The organism is Acinetobacter sp. 1424608 (assembly GCF_000588255.1).
Classification (GTDB): Bacteria; Pseudomonadota; Gammaproteobacteria; order Pseudomonadales; family Moraxellaceae; genus Acinetobacter; species Acinetobacter nosocomialis.
In genome coordinates this window covers 1-22,269 of the sequence record NZ_JFXL01000011.1, presented here as the reverse complement: position 1 = coordinate 22,269, position 22,269 = coordinate 1, and the positions used below count along the sequence as shown (strand labels likewise).

At 40.1% G+C, this 22,269-nt stretch carries 23 protein-coding genes, 5 tRNA genes and 1 pseudogene; 23 read left to right on the top strand and 6 right to left on the bottom strand.

Features of this window, described 5'->3' with window-relative positions:
• Positions 1-4 precede the first annotated feature (4 nt).
• From rplR to J678_RS15350, 12 genes are all read left to right on the top strand, one after another.
• Positions 5-355, top strand: coding sequence for a 50S ribosomal protein L18 (gene rplR / locus J678_RS15405; protein WP_002049741.1), 351 nt, complete (start codon positions 5-7; stop codon positions 353-355).
• 2 nt (positions 356-357) lie between these two features.
• A complete protein-coding gene (rpsE, locus tag J678_RS15400) occupies positions 358-855 on the top strand; it encodes a 30S ribosomal protein S5 (protein WP_001141025.1) in 498 nt (165 codons plus the stop codon).
• Between the two features lie 6 nt (positions 856-861).
• Positions 862-1,038, top strand: a complete 177-nt coding sequence (gene rpmD / locus J678_RS15395) for a 50S ribosomal protein L30 (RefSeq protein ID WP_000849088.1) — start codon at positions 862-864, stop codon at positions 1,036-1,038.
• 3 nt (positions 1,039-1,041) lie between these two features.
• Entirely contained in the window at positions 1,042-1,482 is a 441-nt protein-coding gene (rplO, locus tag J678_RS15390) for a 50S ribosomal protein L15 (protein WP_002049750.1), read from the top strand.
• A gap of 45 nt (positions 1,483-1,527) precedes the next feature.
• On the top strand, positions 1,528-2,847 hold the full coding sequence (gene secY, locus J678_RS15385; RefSeq protein ID WP_170318186.1) for a preprotein translocase subunit SecY: 1,320 nt from the start codon (positions 1,528-1,530) through the stop codon (positions 2,845-2,847).
• Between the two features lie 20 nt (positions 2,848-2,867).
• Positions 2,868-2,984: a 50S ribosomal protein L36 gene (gene rpmJ / locus J678_RS15380; RefSeq protein WP_000867907.1), complete on the top strand. Its 117-nt coding sequence runs from the start codon at positions 2,868-2,870 to the stop codon at positions 2,982-2,984.
• Positions 2,985-3,091: 107 nt separating this feature from the next.
• Entirely contained in the window at positions 3,092-3,448 is a 357-nt protein-coding gene (rpsM, locus tag J678_RS15375; protein ID WP_000090816.1) for a 30S ribosomal protein S13, read from the top strand.
• 19 nt (positions 3,449-3,467) lie between these two features.
• Positions 3,468-3,854 carry a 30S ribosomal protein S11 gene (rpsK, locus tag J678_RS15370; protein WP_001040166.1) on the top strand — a complete coding sequence of 129 codons (387 nt, stop codon included), beginning with the start codon at positions 3,468-3,470 and terminating at the stop codon, positions 3,852-3,854.
• A gap of 12 nt (positions 3,855-3,866) precedes the next feature.
• On the top strand, positions 3,867-4,493 hold the full coding sequence (gene rpsD, locus J678_RS15365; RefSeq protein ID WP_002049716.1) for a 30S ribosomal protein S4: 627 nt from the start codon (positions 3,867-3,869) through the stop codon (positions 4,491-4,493).
• 17 nt (positions 4,494-4,510) lie between these two features.
• Complete coding sequence (locus tag J678_RS15360; RefSeq protein WP_002049752.1) at positions 4,511-5,518, top strand: DNA-directed RNA polymerase subunit alpha; 1,008 nt, start codon at positions 4,511-4,513, stop codon at positions 5,516-5,518.
• Positions 5,519-5,536: 18 nt separating this feature from the next.
• The gene (rplQ, locus tag J678_RS15355) at positions 5,537-5,914 is read left to right on the top strand and encodes a 50S ribosomal protein L17 (RefSeq protein WP_002049717.1); all 378 of its coding nucleotides are present in this window, start codon (positions 5,537-5,539) and stop codon (positions 5,912-5,914) included.
• Between the two features lie 181 nt (positions 5,915-6,095).
• Positions 6,096-7,586, top strand: coding sequence for a flavin-containing monooxygenase (locus J678_RS15350; protein ID WP_031955910.1), 1,491 nt, complete (start codon positions 6,096-6,098; stop codon positions 7,584-7,586).
• A gap of 48 nt (positions 7,587-7,634) precedes the next feature.
• On the opposite strand, the gene J678_RS15345 is transcribed toward J678_RS15350, so the two are convergent.
• Positions 7,635-8,807 carry an acyl-CoA dehydrogenase family protein gene (locus tag J678_RS15345; protein ID WP_031955908.1) on the bottom strand — a complete coding sequence of 391 codons (1,173 nt, stop codon included), beginning with the start codon at positions 8,805-8,807 and terminating at the stop codon, positions 7,635-7,637.
• Between the two features lie 189 nt (positions 8,808-8,996).
• On the opposite strand from J678_RS15345, the gene J678_RS15340 reads away from it, so the two are divergent.
• The 5 genes from J678_RS15340 to J678_RS15320 all read left to right on the top strand — a co-directional run bounded on the left by J678_RS15340 (position 8,997) and on the right by J678_RS15320 (position 14,536).
• Positions 8,997-9,254: a succinate dehydrogenase assembly factor 2 gene (locus J678_RS15340; RefSeq protein ID WP_002049719.1), complete on the top strand. Its 258-nt coding sequence runs from the start codon at positions 8,997-8,999 to the stop codon at positions 9,252-9,254.
• A gap of 6 nt (positions 9,255-9,260) precedes the next feature.
• Entirely contained in the window at positions 9,261-9,650 is a 390-nt protein-coding gene (locus J678_RS15335; RefSeq protein WP_031955906.1) for a hypothetical protein, read from the top strand.
• A gap of 767 nt (positions 9,651-10,417) precedes the next feature.
• Entirely contained in the window at positions 10,418-11,503 is a 1,086-nt protein-coding gene (locus J678_RS15330; protein ID WP_002049690.1) for a hypothetical protein, read from the top strand.
• An 83-nt stretch (positions 11,504-11,586) separates the two neighbouring features.
• Positions 11,587-12,153, top strand: coding sequence for a rhombosortase (gene rrtA, locus J678_RS15325; protein WP_004711824.1), 567 nt, complete (start codon positions 11,587-11,589; stop codon positions 12,151-12,153).
• A gap of 187 nt (positions 12,154-12,340) precedes the next feature.
• A complete protein-coding gene (locus J678_RS15320; protein ID WP_031955904.1) occupies positions 12,341-14,536 on the top strand; it encodes a TRAP transporter large permease subunit in 2,196 nt (731 codons plus the stop codon).
• A gap of 147 nt (positions 14,537-14,683) precedes the next feature.
• Here J678_RS15320 and J678_RS15315 read toward each other — a convergent pair whose 3' ends face one another.
• The 4 genes from J678_RS15315 to rnr all read right to left on the bottom strand — a co-directional run bounded on the left by J678_RS15315 (position 14,684) and on the right by rnr (position 19,985).
• Positions 14,684-15,115, bottom strand: coding sequence for a hypothetical protein (locus tag J678_RS15315; RefSeq protein WP_031955903.1), 432 nt, complete (start codon positions 15,113-15,115; stop codon positions 14,684-14,686).
• Positions 15,116-15,126: 11 nt separating this feature from the next.
• Positions 15,127-15,336 (bottom strand): YheV family putative zinc ribbon protein, encoded by a 210-nt coding sequence (locus J678_RS15310; RefSeq protein ID WP_002049754.1) that lies wholly within the window; start codon positions 15,334-15,336, stop codon positions 15,127-15,129.
• Positions 15,337-15,376: 40 nt separating this feature from the next.
• A complete protein-coding gene (locus J678_RS15305) occupies positions 15,377-17,431 on the bottom strand; it encodes a M3 family metallopeptidase (RefSeq protein WP_031955901.1) in 2,055 nt (684 codons plus the stop codon).
• 133 nt (positions 17,432-17,564) lie between these two features.
• Positions 17,565-19,985 (bottom strand): ribonuclease R, encoded by a 2,421-nt coding sequence (gene rnr, locus J678_RS15300; RefSeq protein ID WP_031955899.1) that lies wholly within the window; start codon positions 19,983-19,985, stop codon positions 17,565-17,567.
• Between the two features lie 261 nt (positions 19,986-20,246).
• Here rnr and J678_RS15295 point away from each other — a divergent pair.
• From J678_RS15295 to J678_RS15270, 6 genes are all read left to right on the top strand, one after another.
• A tRNA-Ser gene (locus J678_RS15295) sits at positions 20,247-20,337 on the top strand.
• A gap of 10 nt (positions 20,338-20,347) precedes the next feature.
• Positions 20,348-20,424: transfer RNA gene (locus J678_RS15290), tRNA-Arg, on the top strand.
• A 39-nt stretch (positions 20,425-20,463) separates the two neighbouring features.
• Positions 20,464-20,540, top strand: a tRNA-Arg gene (locus tag J678_RS15285).
• Positions 20,541-20,579: 39 nt separating this feature from the next.
• Positions 20,580-20,656 (top strand) — tRNA-Arg (locus tag J678_RS15280).
• A 39-nt stretch (positions 20,657-20,695) separates the two neighbouring features.
• A tRNA-Arg gene (locus J678_RS15275) sits at positions 20,696-20,772 on the top strand.
• Positions 20,773-20,878: 106 nt separating this feature from the next.
• A complete protein-coding gene (locus tag J678_RS15270) occupies positions 20,879-21,472 on the top strand; it encodes an HAD family hydrolase (RefSeq protein ID WP_017392652.1) in 594 nt (197 codons plus the stop codon).
• A gap of 69 nt (positions 21,473-21,541) precedes the next feature.
• Here J678_RS15270 and J678_RS23695 read toward each other — a convergent pair.
• A pseudogene (locus J678_RS23695) lies at positions 21,542-22,269 on the bottom strand (hypothetical protein); the annotation flags it as partial.

The following is a 22,269-nucleotide window of genomic DNA, read 5'->3' as shown; positions in this document are numbered from 1 at the left end:
TCTTATGAACGAAAAGAAACAATCCCGTTTGCGTCGTGCGAAAAGCACACGCTTGCACATTCGTGCATTGGGTGCGACTCGTTTGTGTGTAAACCGCACTCCGCGTCACATCTATGCTCAAGTTATTTCAGCAGATGGTGGCAAAGTTTTAGCGCAAGCTTCAACTTTGGATGCATCTTTACGTAGCGGTACTACAGGTAATGTAGATGCAGCTACTAAAGTAGGTGCTTTAATCGCAGAACGCGCGAAAGCAGCTGGTGTAACTAAAGTTGCATTTGACCGTTCTGGTTTTAAATATCATGGTCGTATCAAAGCCTTGGCTGATGCTGCTCGTGAAAACGGCTTGGAGTTCTAATCATGGCTAAAGTTGAACAAAACGAAGGTCTTGTTGAAAAGCTGGTTGCCGTTGATCGTGTAGCCAAAGTTGTTAAGGGCGGTCGTATCTTCTCTTTCACAGCATTAACTGTTGTGGGTGATGGTAATGGTCGTGTTGGTTTTGGTCGTGGTAAAGCACGTGAAGTTCCTGCTGCTATTTCTAAAGCACTTGAAGCTGCTCGTCGCAACATGATCACTGTAGACCTTGCTGGTACTACTTTACAACACCCTGTGAATGCTCGTCATGGTGCAAGCCGTGTATACATGCAACCTGCTTCAGAAGGTACTGGCGTAATCGCTGGTGGTGCAATGCGTGCCGTTCTTGAAGCTGCAGGTGTACATAACGTACTTGCTAAATGTTATGGTTCTACAAATGCTGCTAACGTAGTAAACGCAACTTTTAAAGGTTTGCGTGATATGACTTCTCCTGAGAAAGTCGCTGCGAAACGTGGTAAATCAGTAGAAGAAATTCAAGGGTAATCAATCATGAAAACGATTAAAGTTACCCAGACTAAATCTTCTTCACATCGCTTGAAAAATCACAAGCTTTGCTTACAAGGTTTAGGTCTGCGTCGTATTGGTCATACTGTAGAAGTGCAAGATACGCCTTCTAACCGTGGTATGATCAACAAAGTCTACTATATGGTTAGTGTAGAGGAATAAGCCATGACTCTGCGTTTAAATGAGCTTGCACCTGCAGAAGGTGCAAAACGTGAACACCGTCGTTTAGGCCGTGGTATCGGTTCTGGCGTTGGTAAGACTGGTGGCCGTGGTGTCAAAGGTCAAAAATCACGTAAAAGCGGTGGCGTTCGTCCAGGTTTCGAAGGCGGTCAAACAGCGATTTATCGTCGTTTACCTAAATTCGGTTTCACTAGCCAAATCGCTTTAAAAACTGCTGAAGTACGTTTGTCTGAGTTAACTAAAGTGGAAGGCGACATTGTTAGCCTTGAAACTTTAAAAGCTGCGAATGTTGTTCGTCGCGATCAAATTCGTGCTCGTATCGTGCTTTCTGGTGAAATCACTCGTGCATTCACTGTTCAAGGTGTTGCATTGACTAAAGGCGCTAAAGCTGCAATTGAAGCAGCTGGCGGTAAAGTCGAGGAGTAATCTCGAGTGTCTATGTCTCCTAGTTCTTCAGGTCATGTCAACATGATGAAAGGTCAGCCATTTCATGTGAAATACCGTGAAATTATTCGCCGGATGAGTTTTCTAATCGGTGCATTGCTGGTCTTTCGACTAGGAGCGCATATTCCAGTACCAGGCATTAATAATGCTGCGTTAGAAAATTTATTTCATGCAAACCAAGGAACTATTCTTGGGCTATTCAATATGTTTTCTGGCGGTGCTTTAGAGCGAATGTCGATTCTTGCTTTAGGGATCATGCCTTATATTTCTGCATCTATTATTGTGCAGTTAATGTCAACAGTGATTCCTTCTCTTGAAGCCTTGAAAAAGGAAGGGGAGCAAGGTAAGCGAAAAATTAATCAATATACGCGTCAAGGTACATTACTACTTGCAGTGGTTCAGGCAGTAGGTATGTGTGCAGGCCTTATTGGTCAGGGTATTACTCTGTCTACAGGACTTGCATTCTATATACCTGCAGTTACATCACTTATCGCTGGAACTATGTTCTTAATGTGGTTAGGTGAACAAATCACTGAAAGAGGTATCGGTAATGGTATCTCAATGATTATTTTTGCAGGTATTGTAGCTGGTTTGCCTAAGTTAATTATGCAATCAGTGTCATCTGTAGATAATGGTCAAACAAGTTTAATTGGTCTTGTTATCTTTGGTCTTTTGTCTCTTGGTGTATTGGCTGCGATTGTGTTTATTGAAAAAGCACAGCGTCGTATTCCAGTAAACTATGCGCAGAAGCAGCAAGGGCGTCGTATATTTACAGCTCAGCAAACACATCTACCATTAAAAATTAATATGGCTGGTGTGATTCCTGCGATTTTTGCAAGTTCTTTACTATTGTTCCCAGCAAGTCTTGGACAATGGGTGGGTAGTGCAGATCCGAATGCTGGTTTAATTAAACGTAGCTTACAAGATTTAGCTTTGGTATTGTCGCCTGGACAGCCTTTGTATTTGGTGCTCTTTGGTGCGTTAATTATCTTTTTCTGTTACTTTTATACGGCTTTAGTATTTAGCCCTAAGGAAGTATCAGAAAATCTAAAACGCAGCGGAGCTTATGTGCCTGGTATTCGCCCAGGTGAGCAAACTGCTCGTTACTTAGATCATATTCTTAATCGTTTGACGTTTATTGGTGCGATTTATATTACAGTCATTTGTTTGATGCCAATGATTCTACAAAGTTCTTTTGGTATTCCATTCTATTTGGGTGGTACCTCATTACTGATCGTAGTCGTTGTTGTTATGGACTTTATGGCTCAGCTACAAGCGCATTTAACATCTCATCAATATGACAATCAAACATTAATGAGAAAAACGACTGCTCATCCTAAGGGATAAGCGCACTTAGAGGTTTCATCATGAAAGTACAAGCTTCTGTAAAGAAAATTTGTGGTAGCTGTAAAGTTATCCGTCGTAATGGGGTTATTCGCGTGATTTGTAGCGCAGAACCTCGTCATAAGCAGCGTCAAGGTTAATCTAATCAAGACCTGTTGATTTCAGTAGGCGAATTGGGTTAATATCCGCCCCTCAAGATTTTTGTGGGGCGGTTGATTATCTCTACTGCCTTTTTGGAGAAAAGTGAATGGCTCGTATTGCCGGTGTAAACATTCCGGATAACAAGCATGCTGTTATCTCCCTCACTTACATCTTTGGTATCGGTCGCCACACTGCTAAGAATATCTTAGCTACAGTTGGTATTACTGAGACTACTAAGATCCGTGAGTTGGACGATGCTCAGCTTGATGCGATTCGTGCAGAAGTTGCTAAGGTTCCTACCGAAGGTGACTTACGTCGCGAAATTTCCATGAACATTAAACGTTTAATGGATTTAGGTTGCTATCGTGGCCTTCGTCATCGTCGCAGCTTGCCTGTCCGTGGTCAACGCACCAAAACTAACGCACGTACCCGTAAAGGTCCGCGCAAACCGATTAAAAAGTAAGATTTCTGGAAGCTAAAAGATGGCTAAAGATACTCGCACACGCAAGAAGGTCACTCGTACCGTCTCTGAAGGTGTTGCACACATTCACGCGTCTTTTAATAACACCATTGTTACGATTACCGATCGTCAAGGTAATGCATTGGCTTGGGCCACCTCAGGTGGACAAGGCTTCCGTGGTTCACGTAAATCAACTCCGTTTGCTGCTCAGGTAGCTGCTGAAGTTGCTGGTAAAGCAGCTTTAGATTACGGTTTGAAAAACCTTGACGTCCTTGTAAAAGGTCCTGGTCCAGGTCGTGAGTCTGCGGTTCGTGCATTAGGCGCAGTGGGTTATAAGATTAACAGCATTACCGATGTGACTCCAATTCCTCACAACGGTTGCCGTCCACCTAAAAAACGTCGCGTGTAAGGAGAAACATTCATGGCTCGTTATATTGGTCCAAAATGCAAACTCTCTCGCCGCGAAGGGACAGACCTGCAACTTAAATCTGGCGTTAAACCATTTGACGTCAAAACAAAAAAAGCTAACAAAGCACCTGGTCAACACGGTCAGGCTCGCGGTGGTAAGCAATCTGAGTATTCACTACAATTACGTGAAAAACAAAAAGTCCGTCGTATTTACGGTGTGTTAGAGCGTCAATTTAGTAACTACTATAAAGAAGCAGCTCGTGTAAAAGGCGCAACTGGTGAGAACTTGTTGAAATTGCTTGAAAGCCGTCTTGATAACGTTGTTTATCGCATGGGTTTTGGTTCTACACGTGCAGAAGCTCGTCAGTTAGTAAGTCACCGTAGCATTACTTTGAATGGTCGTCGTGTAAACATCGCATCTATTCAAGTTAAAGCGGGTGATGTAATTGCGGTTCACGAAGGTGCTAAACAACAATTGCGTATCAAAAACGCGATTGAATTAGCTGCTCAACGTGGTATTCCAGCTTGGATTGATGTTGATCATTCTAAACTTGAAGGTACGTTTAAAGCTGCACCAGATCGTTCTGATTTACCTGCTGAAATCAACGAAAGCTTGATTGTAGAATTGTATTCTAAATAATCCTTGAGGTAGCAATAATGACGCGTACTGCAAACGAGTTTCTCACTCCGCAAGCGATCAAGGTCGAAGCGGTAAGCGGGACCTCGGCAAAAGTGATTCTAGAACCTTTAGAGCGTGGTTTTGGCCATACTCTAGGTAATGCTTTACGTCGCATTCTATTGTCTTCTTTACCTGGCGCTGCTGTGGTTGAAGTAGAGATAGAAGGTGTCGAGCACGAGTACAGTACTTTAGAAGGCTTGCAGCAGGACATCGTCGAGCTCTTGCTGAACCTAAAAGGATTGTCTATTAAGCTGTTCGATCAAAATGAAGCTTATTTAACATTAGAAAAACAAGGTCCTGGCGATATTACTGCTGCCGACCTTCGTTTACCTCATAATGTTGAAGTGGTTAACCCAGATCATTTAATCGGTACTTTGAGTGCTTCAGGTTCATTAAAAATGCGCTTGAAAGTTGCTCAAGGTCGTGGTTATGAAACTTCTGATTCTCGTTTCCCTGAAGGTGAAACACGTCCTGTAGGTCGTTTGCAATTAGATGCTTCTTATAGCCCAATTAAACGTGTTTCTTACACCGTTGAAAATGCGCGTGTTGAACAACGTACCGATTTAGATAAGCTGGTAATCGACCTTGAAACAAATGGAACGGTTGATCCTGAAGAAGCAATCCGCAAAGCGGCAACAATCTTGCAACAACAAATTGCAATTTTTGTTGATCTTCAGAAAGACCAAACTCCAGTTGCTCAAGAGCCTCGTGAAGAAGTTGACCCAATCTTGCTTCGCCCAGTAGATGATCTAGAGCTTACTGTTCGTTCTGCTAACTGTTTGAAAGCAGAAAATATTTACTACATTGGTGATCTCGTTCAACGTACTGAAGTTGAGTTGTTAAAAACTCCTAACCTTGGTAAAAAATCGTTAACAGAGATCAAAGATGTTTTGGCATCGAAAGGCTTACAACTCGGTATGCGTCTTGAAAACTGGCCACCAGCTAGTCTTCGTATGGACGACCGTTTTGCCTATCGTAGCCGTTAATTAAGTAGGACTATCACCATGCGTCATCGTAATAGTGGTGTGAAATTAGGCCGTACAAGCAGCCATCGTAAAGCGATGTTCCAAAACTTGGCTAATTCTTTATTTGAACACGAGTTGATCAAAACAACTGTTCCTAAAGCTAAAGAATTACGTCGTGTTGCTGAGCCTTTAATCACTCTAGCAAAAAACGATACTGTAGCAAATCGTCGTTTAGCATTTGCTCGTACTCGTAATGCTGCAACTGTTGGTAAATTATTTACCGTACTCGGCCCTCGTTACAAAGAACGTAACGGCGGTTATCTACGTGTTCTTAAAGCGGGCTTCCGTGCTGGTGATGCAGCACCGATGGCTTACGTTGAGCTTGTAGATCGTGAAGTGAACACTTCAGCTGAATAATTGATATTATTCGAAAAAGGCCGGCTTTATGCCGGTCTTTTTTATGTTTTGAAAAATGGAAAATTTAAAAATTGTCCTCAAGTGACATAAAAAAACGGATAAACGGTCAAACTTGACATTGTGTATTGTCAAAATTGTGCTTTAATAAAGTCATATTCTCAACAATGGGTATAAAAATAAAATGGAAAAGCAAGTTGATATTCTAATCATTGGTGCCGGCATTTCAGGAATCGGAGTGGCTGCCCATTTATCTAAAAATTCTCCACAACGTCAGTTTGAAATTTTAGAGCGTCGTGAATCTTTTGGGGGGACTTGGGACCTCTTTCGTTATCCTGGTATTCGTTCAGACTCAGATATGTCAACTTTTGGTTTTAACTTTAAACCATGGCGTAAAGCAAATGTATTGGCTGATGGAGCTTCTATTAAAGGATATTTAGGCGAAGTTATTGATGAATTTAAATTAAAAGAAAAAATTCATTTTGGTCATCGTGTACTTTCTGCAAATTATGATTCTTCATCTAAGAAGTGGAATGTTGTTGTCGAAGACAGTAATAAAAAACAGCAGACCTGGGTAGCCAACTTTGTTGTAGGTTGTACAGGTTATTATAATTATGATCAAGGCTATGCGCCGACATTCCCAAATCAAGAAGCGTTCAAAGGTCAACTTATTCATCCGCAGCATTGGCCAGAGAATTTAGACTATACGGGTAAGAAAGTAGTAATTATTGGTAGTGGAGCTACTGCAATTACTTTAGTACCAGCTATGTCAAAAGGTGGCGCAGGTCATGTGACGATGCTACAACGTTCACCGACTTATATTGCTTCTGTTCCGTCTATTGACTTCATCTATGAAAAAACACGTAGATTTATGTCTGAAGAGGCGGCTTATAAATTTACACGTGCACGTAATATTGGTATGCAACGGGCAATTTATGCATTGTCTCAAAAGCATCCGAAGACAGTTCGTCGTTTACTCTTAAAAGCAATTGAAATGCAGCTTAAGGGTAAAGTAGATATGAAACATTTTACACCTTCATATAACCCTTGGGATCAGCGTTTGTGTGTGGTACCTGATGGTGATTTATTTAAAATTCTTCGTGAAGGTAAGGCGAGTGTTGAAACTGATCAAATTGAAAAATTTACTGAGACCGGTATTCAATTAAAATCAGGTAAACATCTTGATGCAGATATCATTGTTTCTGCAACTGGTTTACAGGTTCAAATCATGGGTGGTGTGCAGGCAACTATTGATGGAGAGCCAGTTAAATCATCTGAACACATGCTTTATAACGGCGTGATGCTCAGCGATGTACCAAATATGGCGATGATTATTGGCTATGTAAATGCTTCGTGGACATTAAAAGTTGATATTGCAGCAGATTATATCTGTCGTTTATTAAACTATATGGATAAGAATAATTATGATGAAGTCATCCCATTTGGTGATAAGACTGTGATGGAAGAGGACACAGTCATGGGTAGCTTATCATCTGGTTATATTAGTCGTGCTGCTGACGTGATTCCTAAACAAGGTAAACAAGCACCATGGCAGGTAACCAATAATTATCTTGAAGACCGAAAATCATTAAAAAATGCAAAATTTGATGATGGTGTTCTACGCTTTCATAAGCATTCAGAAGTTACTACACGTAAACCAAAATTAGTATCTTGATATTCAAAAATAAAAAGGAGGCTATAAGCCTCCTTTTTATTGTGAACATTAAAGAGTTCTAGAGATTAGTTCTTTCATAATTTCATTGGTACCTGCATAGATACGGTTTGCTCGGTGATCGATGTAAGCGCGAGCAATTGGATATTCCAGCATATAGCCATAACCACCATGTAATTGAAGACATTCATCTACAACTTTTGAGAACATATCTGAAATTTTATATTTTGCAGCTGCAGCTGCTTCAACACTCAATTTTTCATCGAGTTGTAATTCCATACAACGATCTAAATAGGTACGGCAGAAATCAATTTTTGTACGTAATTCTGCGAGTTTGAAACGTGTATTCTGGAAAGCACTAATTGGCTTGCCAAATGCTTTACGATCTTTTGTATATTGAACAGTATGAGCAAACGCTGCTTCTGCACCAGCTTGGCAGATAATTGCCACCAACATACGCTCCCATGCTAATTCTTTCATGAGCATAATAAAGCCCATACCTTCCATGCCTAAAAGATTTTCTTTAGGAACACGGACGTTGTCGAAGAAAAGTTCACATGTATCTTGGCCTTTCATGCCAATTTTGTTGAGTGGCTTACCTTTAGTAAAACCTGCACGATCAGCTTCAACAATAATAAGTGATAAATTGGCAGAGCCTTTATCACTGTTGCCTGTTTTACAAACAACGATAGCCATATCGCACAAATAACCATTGGTAATAAATATTTTTGAACCATTAATGACATATTCATCGCCATCAAGAACAGCAGTCGTTCTCACAGCTTGTAAATCGGATCCTGTTCCTGGCTCGGTCATGGCAATCGCGGTTACTGTTTCACCAGTCGCCATTTTAGGGAGCCATTTTTGCTTTTGTTCTTCGTTTCCAAAGTTATTGATATAGTTCGCGACAATATCGGAATGCAGTGAAAAACCTGTACTTGAGTCCATTGCATAGGCTTGTTCTTCAATAAGAATCATACTGTATAGGCGGTCAACACCTGAGCCACCGTATTGTTCAGGCATGGTTGTGCACAGTAAGCCTAAGGCACCAGCTTTATTCCAAAGATCTCGGTCAACATGTTGTTGTTTTTCATATTTTTCAGTATTTGGTACCACTTCTTTTTCATAAAACTTGCGTACAGTTTCTCGGAAAGCTTCATGTTCTTCATTTAATAGACGGCGAGGTAACATATTTGGAATGGGACGAATAGCACCAGATTGCATTGTATTTCTTCCTTGGTTTGGGCTTGATGTTATAAGTCTAAACATACGGGAAGCTTACTAGGTCTAACAATGTGATGAATGCTCATTTGTAGCTATGAAGTGATAAGTTTGGTCAATTTGAGATTTTTAGCGAACTTTCTTATGTGATCAGGTAAACTAGGCGCACTATCAACGCAGATGGGGAAATAAATGTCTGAAGAAATGACCTTGGAAGAACGTAAAGTAGTTTATCGCGCACGCCGCGGTTTAAAGGAAATTGATGTCTATTTTGACCCGTATGTGAAAAATTATTATTTAAAGGCAGATCCAGCAGAAAAAGCATTGTTTGCTGAATTAGTAGAGCAGGAAGATCCTGATTTACTTGATTGGTTTATGGAAGTATCTGAACCGCCACGTACAGAGTTACGTGATTTTATCCATAAATTAAAGCATTATGTTCATGGCTGATTAGTTTTGATCAACCATTTGAATTTCAAACTGAAATATAGCCGTTTTGCGATTATATTTCAGTTTTTTATTGGCTTAAGTTTGGTAGTTCTATTTTATCAACTCCTACCAATACTATGGTGGTTGGTTACAGTCAGTTTACTATTCATAAGTTTTATTTTCTTTTTAAAGCGGCCACAGCTCGCTCAAATTGCTCATTTAGATCAAAAATTATGGTCACTTAGCTTTCATTCAGAACAAACAATTTCTCGGGTAGAGATTTTAAAAATAATTGATTATCAGATTTTCATAGTGGTCTATTTTGAAGGGCATAAGACACTAACTTCTGTTATTTGGTTTGATCAAATGCCTTTATCTCAGTGGAAACAACTTAAAACTTTAGAAAAATTTTATTAATTGTTAGACAATTCTACATTTGTATATTTATTTAAAATTATTAAAAATCAGATAATTATTATTTATTTCTTTTTAGAAAATTTAAATTGTCTAGTTAAAATACAGAAAAAAGAGCAAGAAAGTTAATTGTCGGACAATTTCTCAATATGGTTATTATTCTATCGGTTAAAGTACAAACACCAACGTAAAGTGTGTCGGAGGTCTCAAATGGAGATGCCAACATGGTCGTTCTTGGTCATTGCCATCATTCTGGCAGTGGTGATAGGAAGAGCAGGAACTTTACTCAGGGAACATCTTAATAAAGCTAATTATAGCAAAGTTAAGAGACAGAGGATGCAAAGGTCGTCGGTCAGTCAATAGTTTAATTGGTTAATCGATTAATTTCATCAAGTGTCCAGTTTTACTGGGTGCGAATGTAGTAAGGAGGTCTCTCATGGAGATTTCAATGTGGATGTTTCTGTTAATTGCAGTTGTTATGGCTGTAGTAGTAGGAAGAGCAGGAACTTTACTCAAGGATTATATAGAACAACAATAATATAAGCTGTTAAAAGCTTATCCCAGTTAATAAGTAGCATGTGCTGAACCGTCGCAATGCTACTTTTTTTTGCCTAAAATTTTTGTTTCCCTGAAAAACTGTCAATTTTATCTGCTGTGAAGTGTGTCAAAGTATAAGCGCTACAATTAGAGTAATTACTCTTTTATTCAAGATATGCATCTGCTAATGTACATCTGAAAAGGAAAAAACAAATTACATCGAGGACAGGAAGATGTCTAAAGTCCAAAAAATAAGCCAAGGTTTGGCGATGAGTTTTCTTGCAGCTTCAGTTTTATCAGGTTGTTCATACGTCGTGAAAAGTGGAGCAAATGTTGCTTTAGGTTTTACGGAAAAGCACGTTGTTCCACCTATTTTAGCAATGCAAGATGCGGAAATGGTTTGTAATACTGGTAGTGCCTTAACTCCTGCAATCATGTCGACTAAGGGTATGGGTGCAGATCCTACTCGTGTTGCTGTCTTAATGTATGCTGCTTCAGGTGTATGCGCGGAAAACCAAGCATTAGAACAGGAGCTACGTTACTTGCGCGCTTCAAAAGCAGGACAGGTAACAGAAGCTCAAGATGCACGTATTGCGCAGAAGCGTTGGGCTGCTATTGCTGCTGAACGCCAATATACCGGCTATAAATTATTCGCTGATCGTTGGGAATCTAAATATAAGTACCATTTAGGTGACTCATGTCCAACTATGCGTAGTGATACTGATCAGACTGTATATCTACTTGGGATGATCAGCGGTCTTCAAGCAGTGACGAATGATATTAACTCAGGTGGTTCTGTCAATGTTCCGAAAGATATCGCTGCTATTGTAGAGCGTGGTATGGTCTGCCTTGATAACCAAAAGTTCTGGGGCGCACCAAATGCAACACGTGCGGTGATCTGGACTTTATTACCAGGGGCTAACGAAGGTAAGCCTGATCCGTATGAGACTTTAAAACAGTCAGTCCAAATTGGTGAACAAAAAGGTGTTCGTTTGTCTCACGCACTCTATGCTGTAGCTGCTCAGGCGAGTGGTGACGATGCAAAAATCCGTGATGCATTAAAAACATATGCAGCATCTCAAGCAGATGATAAACCAGTTAATCCGAACTTTAAGTTAATCGATAGTATGGCTGGTTTAATCGTTCGTGGCATTTCTGACCGTTACTGGACTGAGCATACCGGTGTTCGTACAGGTGATGGTGGTATGTCTCATTTCTGGGATGAGAAAAACGAAGGTTCAGCAGAACTGGATGAGTTATTTGATGGTGGGGCTGCATCAGAAGTTCCAGCTGACTCAACAACTGCACCTGCACAGTAAAAAGATCTGAAGAAACTCACTCCTTGCGTTACTACTTATTTTCGTATTAATCGTAAGGAGTTCAGTTTTAAAAGGAGTGTGCTATGAAAGATCATGTACTCAATAAAAAAGTGCTTTTGGTCGCAGGGTGCATTTCTGTTTCTGCATGTCTGCAGGTATTTCCAGACTATTTTATTTATTGGCGCGAAAGCTTACTTGGTGAATTTTGGCGTTTGTGGACAGCACACTGGGTACATGTCGGCTGGATTCATTTTCTATTAAATATGATGGCATTTGCATGTTTGCCTTTCATATTTCCACATACCAAAGTGTGGCATATTTTAAGTCTTCTTTTTCTTCTGCCGCCTTTTATTAGTTTGGTTTTCTATTTTTATTTGCCTTATATCGATGCATATGCCGGTCTATCTGGAGTGCTCCATGGGCTGTATACGGCTGTTGCTTTAGTTTATTTGCAATACCGTAAAGAACGGAATTTTGCATTACTGGTTTTAGGTTTAATTATCGCCAAGCTAATTTGGGAAAATACATTTGGTCAAACAGGCACAGCACAGCTAATTGGAAGTCCTGTTTTAACCGAAGCTCATTTATATGGGGCGATAGGCGGTGCAATCTTTGGAGGATGCTATTGGCTAATACAAAGATTCAAATAGAAAGATTGACAATACAAACTGTTAAAAAAGAGATTTTAGTCATTCTTTATTGATAAAGTTTGATGCAAATTTGATCGTTGAATAAAGGGATTGGTAGAAGGGGAATGGACGATACCCCTGACCAAGGAAATTGCATGACTCAAAGCCTTTGTTATGAGGGATTTGAGAGAACAAAATTGGAATATTTATGCAAGAATATCAAGAAAAAAGATCTGGATTAGGTCTGCTGGGTTATGTATGGAACGAATGGATCTCAACATTCGTGATCCTCATTTTGTTATTAATGACGCTCATAATTGGTACCGGGGAAATGATCCACGGACAATTATTACGTATCGGGGAACGCCTTTATGGTGACCCTGCTTCAGGCATGCAATATTCGTTTTTGCGTGCTGAGCCTGAAAAGCCATCTTGTGATCGACACCCAAATATTGATGCTCAAGTAAAAGAGCAAATGAAAGCGAATGCATCTGATGATTTCGCAAGCTTCTTTGGTGCAGCTTCAGAAAGTGATGTCCGTGCATCCTTACTAGCAGCACAGCAGCAATGTGAAGATAAATATTTGGCTTACGATAAAACCATTAAATATATTGAAGCACATCCAGGCGTACGTACATACCGTACGATTGAAACGGGTTTCTTTGGTATATTTAAATTTGGTACAGAAAATCGCGCAATTTTGCTGGTCTTTATGGTTTTGATTTCAGCGATTACTGCATCGTTAAAGTTTCACCATATTGGTTTACGTAACCCTGCAACAAAGCTGGACTATAAAGTGTATGCCTTCTTTATGTTGCTTGGTAATGCATTGCTCAGTTCGTCAGTAATTAGCCAGTACCGTTCTGTGATTAATTCAGGGGTTTCTCCAACTCATGAAACAATCATTATTTATTGGTTATGGATGATCTTGTTTGTCATTCTGACCTTAATTAGCCTTTATCAGCTATTTGTTTCTCCTACGCCAAAACGTGAGGGTGGCAATATTGGCCTAGCTTTATTATGTGTACCTTTGTATGCGTATATGGCTGTGATTACAGGTGTAGCTTTTACATTCTTTATGGACTATCCAATGGGCCAAGGGATTTACCTAGGTCAGTTGGTAGAATTCTCGGGCATTTTCTTAAACCTTGCCTTATTTATTTGGGCGGGTATGTTGCTCACGCAAACACGTGTTATGGATTTATTCCTAAACGTACTTCGTCCATGGAACTTGGCTCCAGAAACTTTAACTTGGTTAATTTTAATCGCTGCTGCTGTGCCGACTGCTTATACGGGTGCTTCTGGAATTTTCGTTATCGCAGCCGGTGCGATTATTTATAAGGAAGTTTGGAATGCAGGTGCTCGCCGTCAGTATGCACTTGCTGTATCTGCAATGTCAGGTTCATTAGGTGTTGTGGTACGTCCATGTCTATTGGTAGTTTTAATTGCCATGCTAGACAGTCGCCATGTTACATCTGATGAGTTATTTGGTCATGGTATTTATGTCTTCTGGTTAACTGCATTTATTTTCTTAGGTGTATCTCTTTTCTTGGCAGAAGAGAAATTCCGCGTGAACTCGCCGAAAGTAGCACTTCCAGGTATGGCGCGTGCTTTTATACCTGTTATTCCATACATCTTGATTACTGTAGTTGTTCTTGCATTTTATAAATATGCATTAGATACAGGAATGAACGAATTTACTGCACCAGTAATTCTGCCACTCGTGCTGATTGCGATGATCTTGTACGATAAAATGGTTATGCCTAAAGAGGCACCAGCTTTAAATATTCATGAAGCAATTGTTCGTGAACATGAGAAAAAATCTCCGTTCTTACAATCACACGATCCGCATAGTTCACAGTTCCGTCTAGGTTTTGGTGGAGCATTACGTTTTGCAACATCAGAAACAGTTGGACATATTGGTGCACTTATTATTTTGATGGCATTGTCAGCAAGTGTGGGTGGTTTAATCGAGCGTACCGAAATTGTTGAAATGTTGCCGACTCATTTGGGTAATATTTATATTTCGCTCGCATTTATTGCATTACTACTTGCCATTATTGGTATGTGTACCGATCCATTTGGCGCGGTAATTTTAGTAGCAGCAACGATTGCACCTGTAGCCTACGAAAATGGTATTCATCCAATTCACTTCTGGATGATTGTATTGGTTGCATTCGAGTTTGGTTATGTAACCCCACCAGTTGCCTTGAACCATCTATTGACACGGTTATCCGTTGGTGATGATGAGGTAAATGCTGCCGATGCAGAGGCGAAAGAGAAATATACAAGTTTCTATTACCGTTATGAACGTTGGTTATTACCAATTATCGTTTTGTTCTCATCATTGGTATTAGTCACTTATGCTCCATTAGTACTCAAACTATTTGGTTGGTACCAATAGTCTAAATATGTAAGCTCAATAAAAACACTCTCTTTAAGGAGGGTGTTTTTTTATGTGGTAGTTATTTTGATATAAAAATTCTTAATAAATAAAAAGCTAGTTCAGAGTGAACTAGCTTTTTGCATCTTAATGATATTTAAATAAATACTATTGCTGTTTAACCTGAGCTTCAAGGAGTTTTACTTGCTCTTCTTTTAACTTAATGAGTTGGTCTGCATCGGCATGCTGGGCTTTTAGTGTTGCTTCCTGATCTTGCAGCTGCTGATGAATGTCATTAAGTTTAGAAACTTCTTCTTTGGCTAAAGACTCTTGCGCAGGTACAGGCTGTTTGAGCACATCTTCATTTACAAGTTGCTGCGAGTTAGCAGTGTGTGTTTGAGCTACAGGCTCCGAACTTGCAGATGGTTGTGTCGTTTTTTGAGGTAGAGGTGTCGAGGCTAGTTGAGGATCAACCATTGGCGCTGACGATTCAGTTTTTTTGAAAAACCATTGTGCTGCGAAAAAAAGCACTACGAGAATGCTTAAGCCCCCAATTAAAATCCACAATAATTTTGAGTTTTGTTTTCTTTGTAGTGGCATGTCTAAGACCTTTAGTCAGAACGACGAGGCTTGAATTGTATTACTCCAACTTCATCAGGTATAGCAGGCGTTTCGGGCTCATCAACATGAGTCGGTCGATTTTCGCTATATCCGCATTCGATACATTCAATCCATTCGTCTTCAGCGGTGGTTAGCATGACAATCCGATCAATGGCTTCACATTTTGGACATTTAGCTCCAGCAATGAAACGTTTTTTCATCTTTATCACCCTAACCACACGATCAATTTAGGCCCATAGTTTAAGCGGTTTTATTGTCATTCGTCCAACCTTGATGACGTAACAATGCATCAATTTTTGGCTCACGACCGCGGAAATTCACAAATGCTTCAAGAGCAGTGTCTTTTCCACCTACAGCTAAAATTGCTTGGCGGAATTCTTTACCTGTTTGAGTATTGAAAATACCTTCATTTTCGAAACGGTCAAATGCGTCACTTGCTAAAACTTCCGCCCATTTGTAAGAGTAGTAACCCGCTGCGTAGCCGCCTGCAAAAATATGACTAAAGCTATGTTGGAAACGATTGTATTCAACAGTTGGAACCACTGCATATTGTTTACGAATATCATCTAAAGTCTGTTGAATTTGCTCACTATTTAATGCAGGTGTTTTGGTATGAATGGTTAAATCAAACAATGCAAATTCGAGTTGACGTAAAGTTTGCATACCAGACTGGAAGAAACGTGCATTTAATAAAGCATCAAGTAACTCTTGAGGTAAGGTCTGCTTGCTCTCAATATGCTCACTTAAAACATCGAGGCTTTCTTTATCCCATGACCAAAACTCCATAAACTGACTTGGTAACTCGACTGCATCCCAAGCAACGCCGTGAGTACCTGCAACCGAAATATTATCTACTTCAGTGAGCATATGGTGTAAGCCGTGGCCAAATTCGTGGAATAAGGTGATGACTTCATCATGAGTTAATAAGGCAGGCTGGTTACCTACAGGTGGTGTGAAGTTACACACCATATAGCAAATTGGTTTTTGTAAACCATGAACAGTTTGCATACGTGAGCGGAAGCCACTCATCCATGCACCGCCGCGTTTACCGGTACGTGCATATAAATCAAAGTAGAATCCACCAATCACTTGACCTTGGTCTTCTAACTCAAAATAACGTGCATCTGGATGCCAAACTGGAGCTTCACGTTCAACAATATTAATACCGTAGAGGCGCTGCACAATCTGGAATAAACCCTGAATGACTTTCGGAGCAGGGAAATAAGGCTTTAATGCTTCTTGTGACAAATTGAACTGTTGTTGTTTAAGCTTTTCAGAATAGTAAGTGGTATCCCAAGGTTTGAGCTCATCAATCCCATCTTGTTTGGCAATGGCTTGTAGCTCAGCAACTTCTTGGAGAGCAGGGGTACGTGCATGCTCAGCTAAGTCGGCTAAAAAGTCATGAACAGTTTTAACATCTGGAGCCATTTTGCTAGCAAGAGAATATTCAGCGTAGTTATTGAAACCAAGTAGTTTTGTCATCTCTTGGCGAAGGCTCAAGATTTCTTCCATAATCTTGCTGTTATCAAATTCTGTTTGTTCAGATTGATCTGATGCACGAGTGACATAAGCTTTATAAAGCTCTTCTCGCAAAGTACGGTCATCGGCATAGGTCATAATGGCAAAATAAGCTGGGAAATCTAAAGTTGCTACTGCTTGATCAAGCTCACGCTGTTTGCCGTACTGTTTTAATAACTCAACATTACTTTCTGGAAGGCCTTTTAATTGATCTTCTGTCAGTGGTTTAAAATAAGCCTGTGTCGCATCAAGTACATGGTTTGAGAAGTCCGAAGAAAGCTGTGAAAGACGTGCAGAAATTTCTGCGTAGCGTTTTTTCTCTTCACCTTCTAAAGCAACGCCAGAAAGTTTAAAGTCACGTAATGCAAGGCGGATCGCACTTTGTTTTGCGGGGCTTAACGTTGAATAACTCTGACCATCATGAATGTGTTGATAAGTCTGGTACAGCGCCGTATGTTGGCCAAGCTGAGTGTAATATTCACTTAAAGCAGGTAAGAGCGACTGGTAGACCTCTCTAGTTTCAGCATTACTCATCACAGCATTTAAATGTGACAACACTCCCCATGATTCACTGAGGTTATTTTCAAGTGCATCAATTTGTTCAAGCACGGCAAGTTGCTGATCTGTCTCGGATGGTGCAGCCGTAAGGGTATTTAAGAACTCTTGTCCTGCTTGAATCGCTTGTTGAATATCTTGTTTTAAATTATCTAATGTAATTTGGTCAAAGCGGGGAGTAGGTAGAGTCGCTTGCTGTAAAGTCATTGCTAATAGCCACATTATTTTTTAAACATAGTATTAGATGTAGGTATTGTTAGGCAGGAAATCAAGCTTAATTTGAAAATAAACGTTTTAAAAGTATTAAGCCCCCATGCTTGGGAGCTTAATAAAAGGGAATAGAAACATCTATGAATTAGTCAGCCTTAGACTTGGCATTCGACTTTTTCTTTTTGGGTTTCGCTTTTTTCTTTACTTTTTCTGGCTTGGCTTCTGTTTTCGTAGAGGTTTTTTTGCCAGACTTTTTACTATATGAACTAGGTTTACCTTTTTCCTTCTTTTTACGGACAGGTTTTTCACCATCATTCGAAGGAGTAGATGGTTTGCCAAAAACTTCTTCAGTTGCTTGTGCCGCTGTTCTGGTTGTGCGTGGGGCACGACTGCGAACTATTCGTCCAGCATGTGTCACTTGCTGAATAAGTTGGAAATCGATCTTACGTTCTTCTAGATTTACACCAGCAACCTGAATTTTAACTTCATCGCCTAAACCGAAAACCTGACCACGATTTTGTCCAATAAGGTTTTGACTCGCTTGATCATAAATAAAGAAATCATCGCCGAGTTGGCTAATATGAATCATGCCATCAACATAGAGATCTTTAAGAGTAACGAATAGACCAAATTCAGTGACAGCACTTACAATACCAATGAACTCATCACCTAAGTGCTGTTGCATATAGTGGCACTTTAACCAAGTCGTTACACTACGAGATGCTTCATCAGCACGACGCTCGGTTTGAGAGAAATGTTCACCAGCATCATCTAAAGCCGCACCAGAAAGCGGATAAGGCTTTTGTTTAAGATGCGCTTTAATGGCACGATGTAACAATAAATCTGGGTAGCGGCGAATTGGTGAAGTGAAGTGTGTATAAGCTTCATAAGCTAAACCATAGTGACCGGCATTTTTTGCACCATAGTAAGCTTGCATCATTGAGCGTAATAACACTGCATGAATGCTTGGCGCATCAATGCGGTCTTTAGTTGCCTCAATAACTTTTTGATAATCTGCTTGAGTTGGTTGGTCGGGGAACGGTAAGCCAAGAAGTTTTACAAAGTCTTTTACTTTCTGAATACGTGAGAACTCAGGCGCTTCGTGTACGCGATATAACATTGGAATATCATGTTCTAATGCATATTCAGCCGCAGCAACGTTAGCAAGCAACATACATTCTTCAATCAGCTTATGTGCTTCATTACGTGTACGTGGCAAAATTTCTTTAATTCCGCCCAGCTCATCAAAAGTCATGTACGTTTCAATGGTTTCAAACTCCATTGCATGACGATCAGCACGTAAATTTTTCAAAATCTGATAAAGCTGGAAAAGCGTATTTAACGATTTGTGAATATCACGATCTTTTGGAATTGCGTCAGTTGCACCGTCAAAGTATTGCGCTACCTGTGTATAGGTCAAACGTGCTTTTGAATGCATTACCGATGGATAAAACTCATAACCAGTTACGCGGCCCGTACGTGAGAGCTTCAAGTCACAGACCATACATAAACGATCTACGTGTGGGTTAAGTGAGCACAATCCATTTGATAATGCTTCTGGTAGCATTGGTAAAACAAAATGAGGGAAGTAAACTGAAGTACCACGTTCTTCTGCTTCTTCATTTAGTGCTGAGCCTAGGCGTACATAGTGGCTTACATCAGCAATTGCTACAACAACGCGATAACCGCCACCAGGACGTTTTTCTGCATACACAGCATCATCGAAATCTCGAGCATCTTCACCATCGATTGTGACGAGTGCTAAATCTCTTAAATCAACTCGACCTTCACGGTCTTGTGCAGAAGGTTCCTTAAAACTTTCTGCTTCTTTTATAACTTCATCTGGGAATTCATAAGGCAAGCCAAACTCAAGAATGGTTTGTGGGATAATAATTTCTGTATCCGCTTTATCGGCCATAGATTGAATAATATGCGCCGTAGCAAACTCTTCGCGGGTTGGATAGGTATCGATAGCAACACGAAGCATATCGCCAACATTTGCTTTGGCATGTGCAACTAATTCTTTTTCTAATGGGATAGGTTGATGCTGATTTGGATTATTGGGTTGAATAAAGTATTCACCCTCGTGTATCGACAATTTACCAATTAACTGTTTTACACGGTGTTGGAGAACCTCGGTAATGAAACCCCACGGTTTACCTTTTCGGTCTACTGAGGTCTGCCGAACTCGGACGCGATCGCCGTTAAAGACTAAACGTAACTCGCGCTCAGGAAGCAAAAGATCATCTTGGCCATCAATATGTGCAGTGCCTAAACCTTTACTATTAATATAGACAGTGGCTTCATAGGTTGGTTGGTCTGCCACTAACTGAAACTTGAACCCTTCTTTCATGATTTGGCCATCACGAACCATTGCACTTAAGCGATGGCTTAAAGCTTCGATACTTTTTTGGTCTTGAATATGAAAATGGTCAACAAGTTCTGCATGAGATTGCGGCGTTTGCAATTGTTCCAACGTATCTAATATTAGAGTACGGCTTGGAATAGGATTGTCATAACGTTCAGCTTCAGCTTTCGCTTCGGGATCAGCCCAGTTTTTTGTCATGTCTTTTGGTTTCACGCTTGGCAGATAAGTTTAGCATAAGTCATGCAGACCCGAACTGCACGTTTAGGTTTGCAATAATGTGTTATGCGCTACTGTATTTTAATGAAGAAATAATATCTATCTTAACAAGCGTTTGATCGAAAAAGACGAAAATAATAAGGAAATTGCTTAAAAAATAATTCATTGAACGAAAAAATAAGAAAATTTCAGTATGATGACTTGAACAATAAGGTTTTAGTTTGTATTATGGCGGCTCGTTCCGGTGAGGTGGATGAGTGGCTGAAATCACTTCCCTGCTAAGGAAGCATACCTATTACTGGTATCGAGGGTTCGAATCCCTCTCTCACCGCCATTTACTTAATGCGCTCATAGCTCAGCTGGATAGAGCACTTGGCTACGAACTAAGGGGTCGGGAGTTCGAATCTCTCTGAGCGCACCAAGTAAAACAGAACGAATCGCTGAAAAGCACACAAGTTACGCGCTCATAGCTCAGCTGGATAGAGCACTTGGCTACGAACTAAGGGGTCGGGAGTTCGAATCTCTCTGAGCGCACCAAGTAAAACAGAACGAATCGCTGAAAAGCACACAAGTTACGCGCTCATAGCTCAGCTGGATAGAGCACTTGGCTACGAACTAAGGGGTCGGGAGTTCGAATCTCTCTGAGCGCACCAAGTAAAACAGAACGAATCGCTGAAAAGCACACAAGTTACGCGCTCATAGCTCAGCTGGATAGAGCACTTGGCTACGAACTAAGGGGTCGGGAGTTCGAATCTCTCTGAGCGCACCAACTTGAAGAATTAACCGCTTTTATAGCGGTTTTTTTGTGCCTGTTATTTAGTAAAATTTTAAAAATCTAAATTTATAACTTTTAATTATATTAGAGATAATGATAAATGAATCTGGCTTTATTTGACTTTGATGGCACGATCACTCATAACGATACTTTTAGTTTATTTCTTAAATTCTCTTTGAGTAGAAAAACTCAAATATTAGGTGGTCTTCGGCTTGCGCCTTATATTGCAGGATATAAGTTCGGATGGGTAACGGATAAAACCATACGAATTAAGCTCTGTCAGGTGGGATATATAGGCTATGATGCAAACTCTCTAAAATATATGGGACAAGAGTTTGCTAAAACGGTAATTCCTACCTGTATTCGTGAAAATGCTTTAGAACGTATTCACTGGCATAAACAGCAAGGAGATCAGGTTGTTGTGGTATCCGCTTCATTGGGTGTTTATTTAGAAAGTTGGTGTCAGTCTTTAGATTTGGACGTTATCTGTAATCAACTTGAAATAGATAATGGTATTTTAACGGGTAATTTTATTAATGGTGATTGTGGTTATTTAGAAAAAGTAAATAGAATAAAAAATAAATATGACCTAACCCAATATTCTACAATTTATGCTTATGGAGATACTCCTAATGATTATGCAATGTTAGAGCTAGCACATAAGAAATATTATAGATGGCAAGAGATGAATTAATTATTAATTAATATTTAAAAATATATTTAAAAAAGAAAGCCACTTTATCAGTGGCTTTCTTGAAGATTATTAAACAGTATGTACAGAGATATTTAAGAAGTGGTCAGTAAGTAGTGACTGAGGTACTAAAGTATGAACCGTGTCTGTTACGTTAGATACTGTAGAAGATACTCCGCCTAAGTTACCAGTTACTCCACCTAATAAGTTAGAAATAACATCTGTGCCACCTGTACCAGTTACGCCACCAGTTAAGCTACCTACGATATCTGTTACGACACCGATAGGGTTGCTGCCAGCTGTACCCCCAGTCACACCACCAATAATATCGGTAACTGTGCCAAGTGGGTTACTTCCAGTAGCACCACCAGTTAAACCACCAATAATGTCAGTTACAGTGCCAAGTGGACTATCACCGCCTACACCACCAGTAACACCGCCAATAGCACCAGTCGCACCACCAAGAATGTCGGTTAAAATGCCAGCCGCAGTTGTGGTATTTGAAACGAGAGTGTTGACAATACCAGTCGCATGATCAGTTGCACCTTGGATATTGCCGCCCACTAAATCAGATACAACTTCAAGCGCACCATTTACAGTATCGCGAGAAGTTTCAAAAGTTAATGTACCGAGGTGAGCAATATCAGTAACAGGGTGTTCAGTTTGAGGAAGTACGCCAACTACAGTGTCCGCAACAGTATTAATGCCTGTATTAATAATGCTAGTTTTTAAACTTTCCACACCTTGAAGAACATCAATACCACTTTGAACGGCATCAACAACTGGGGAAATAGGAGATG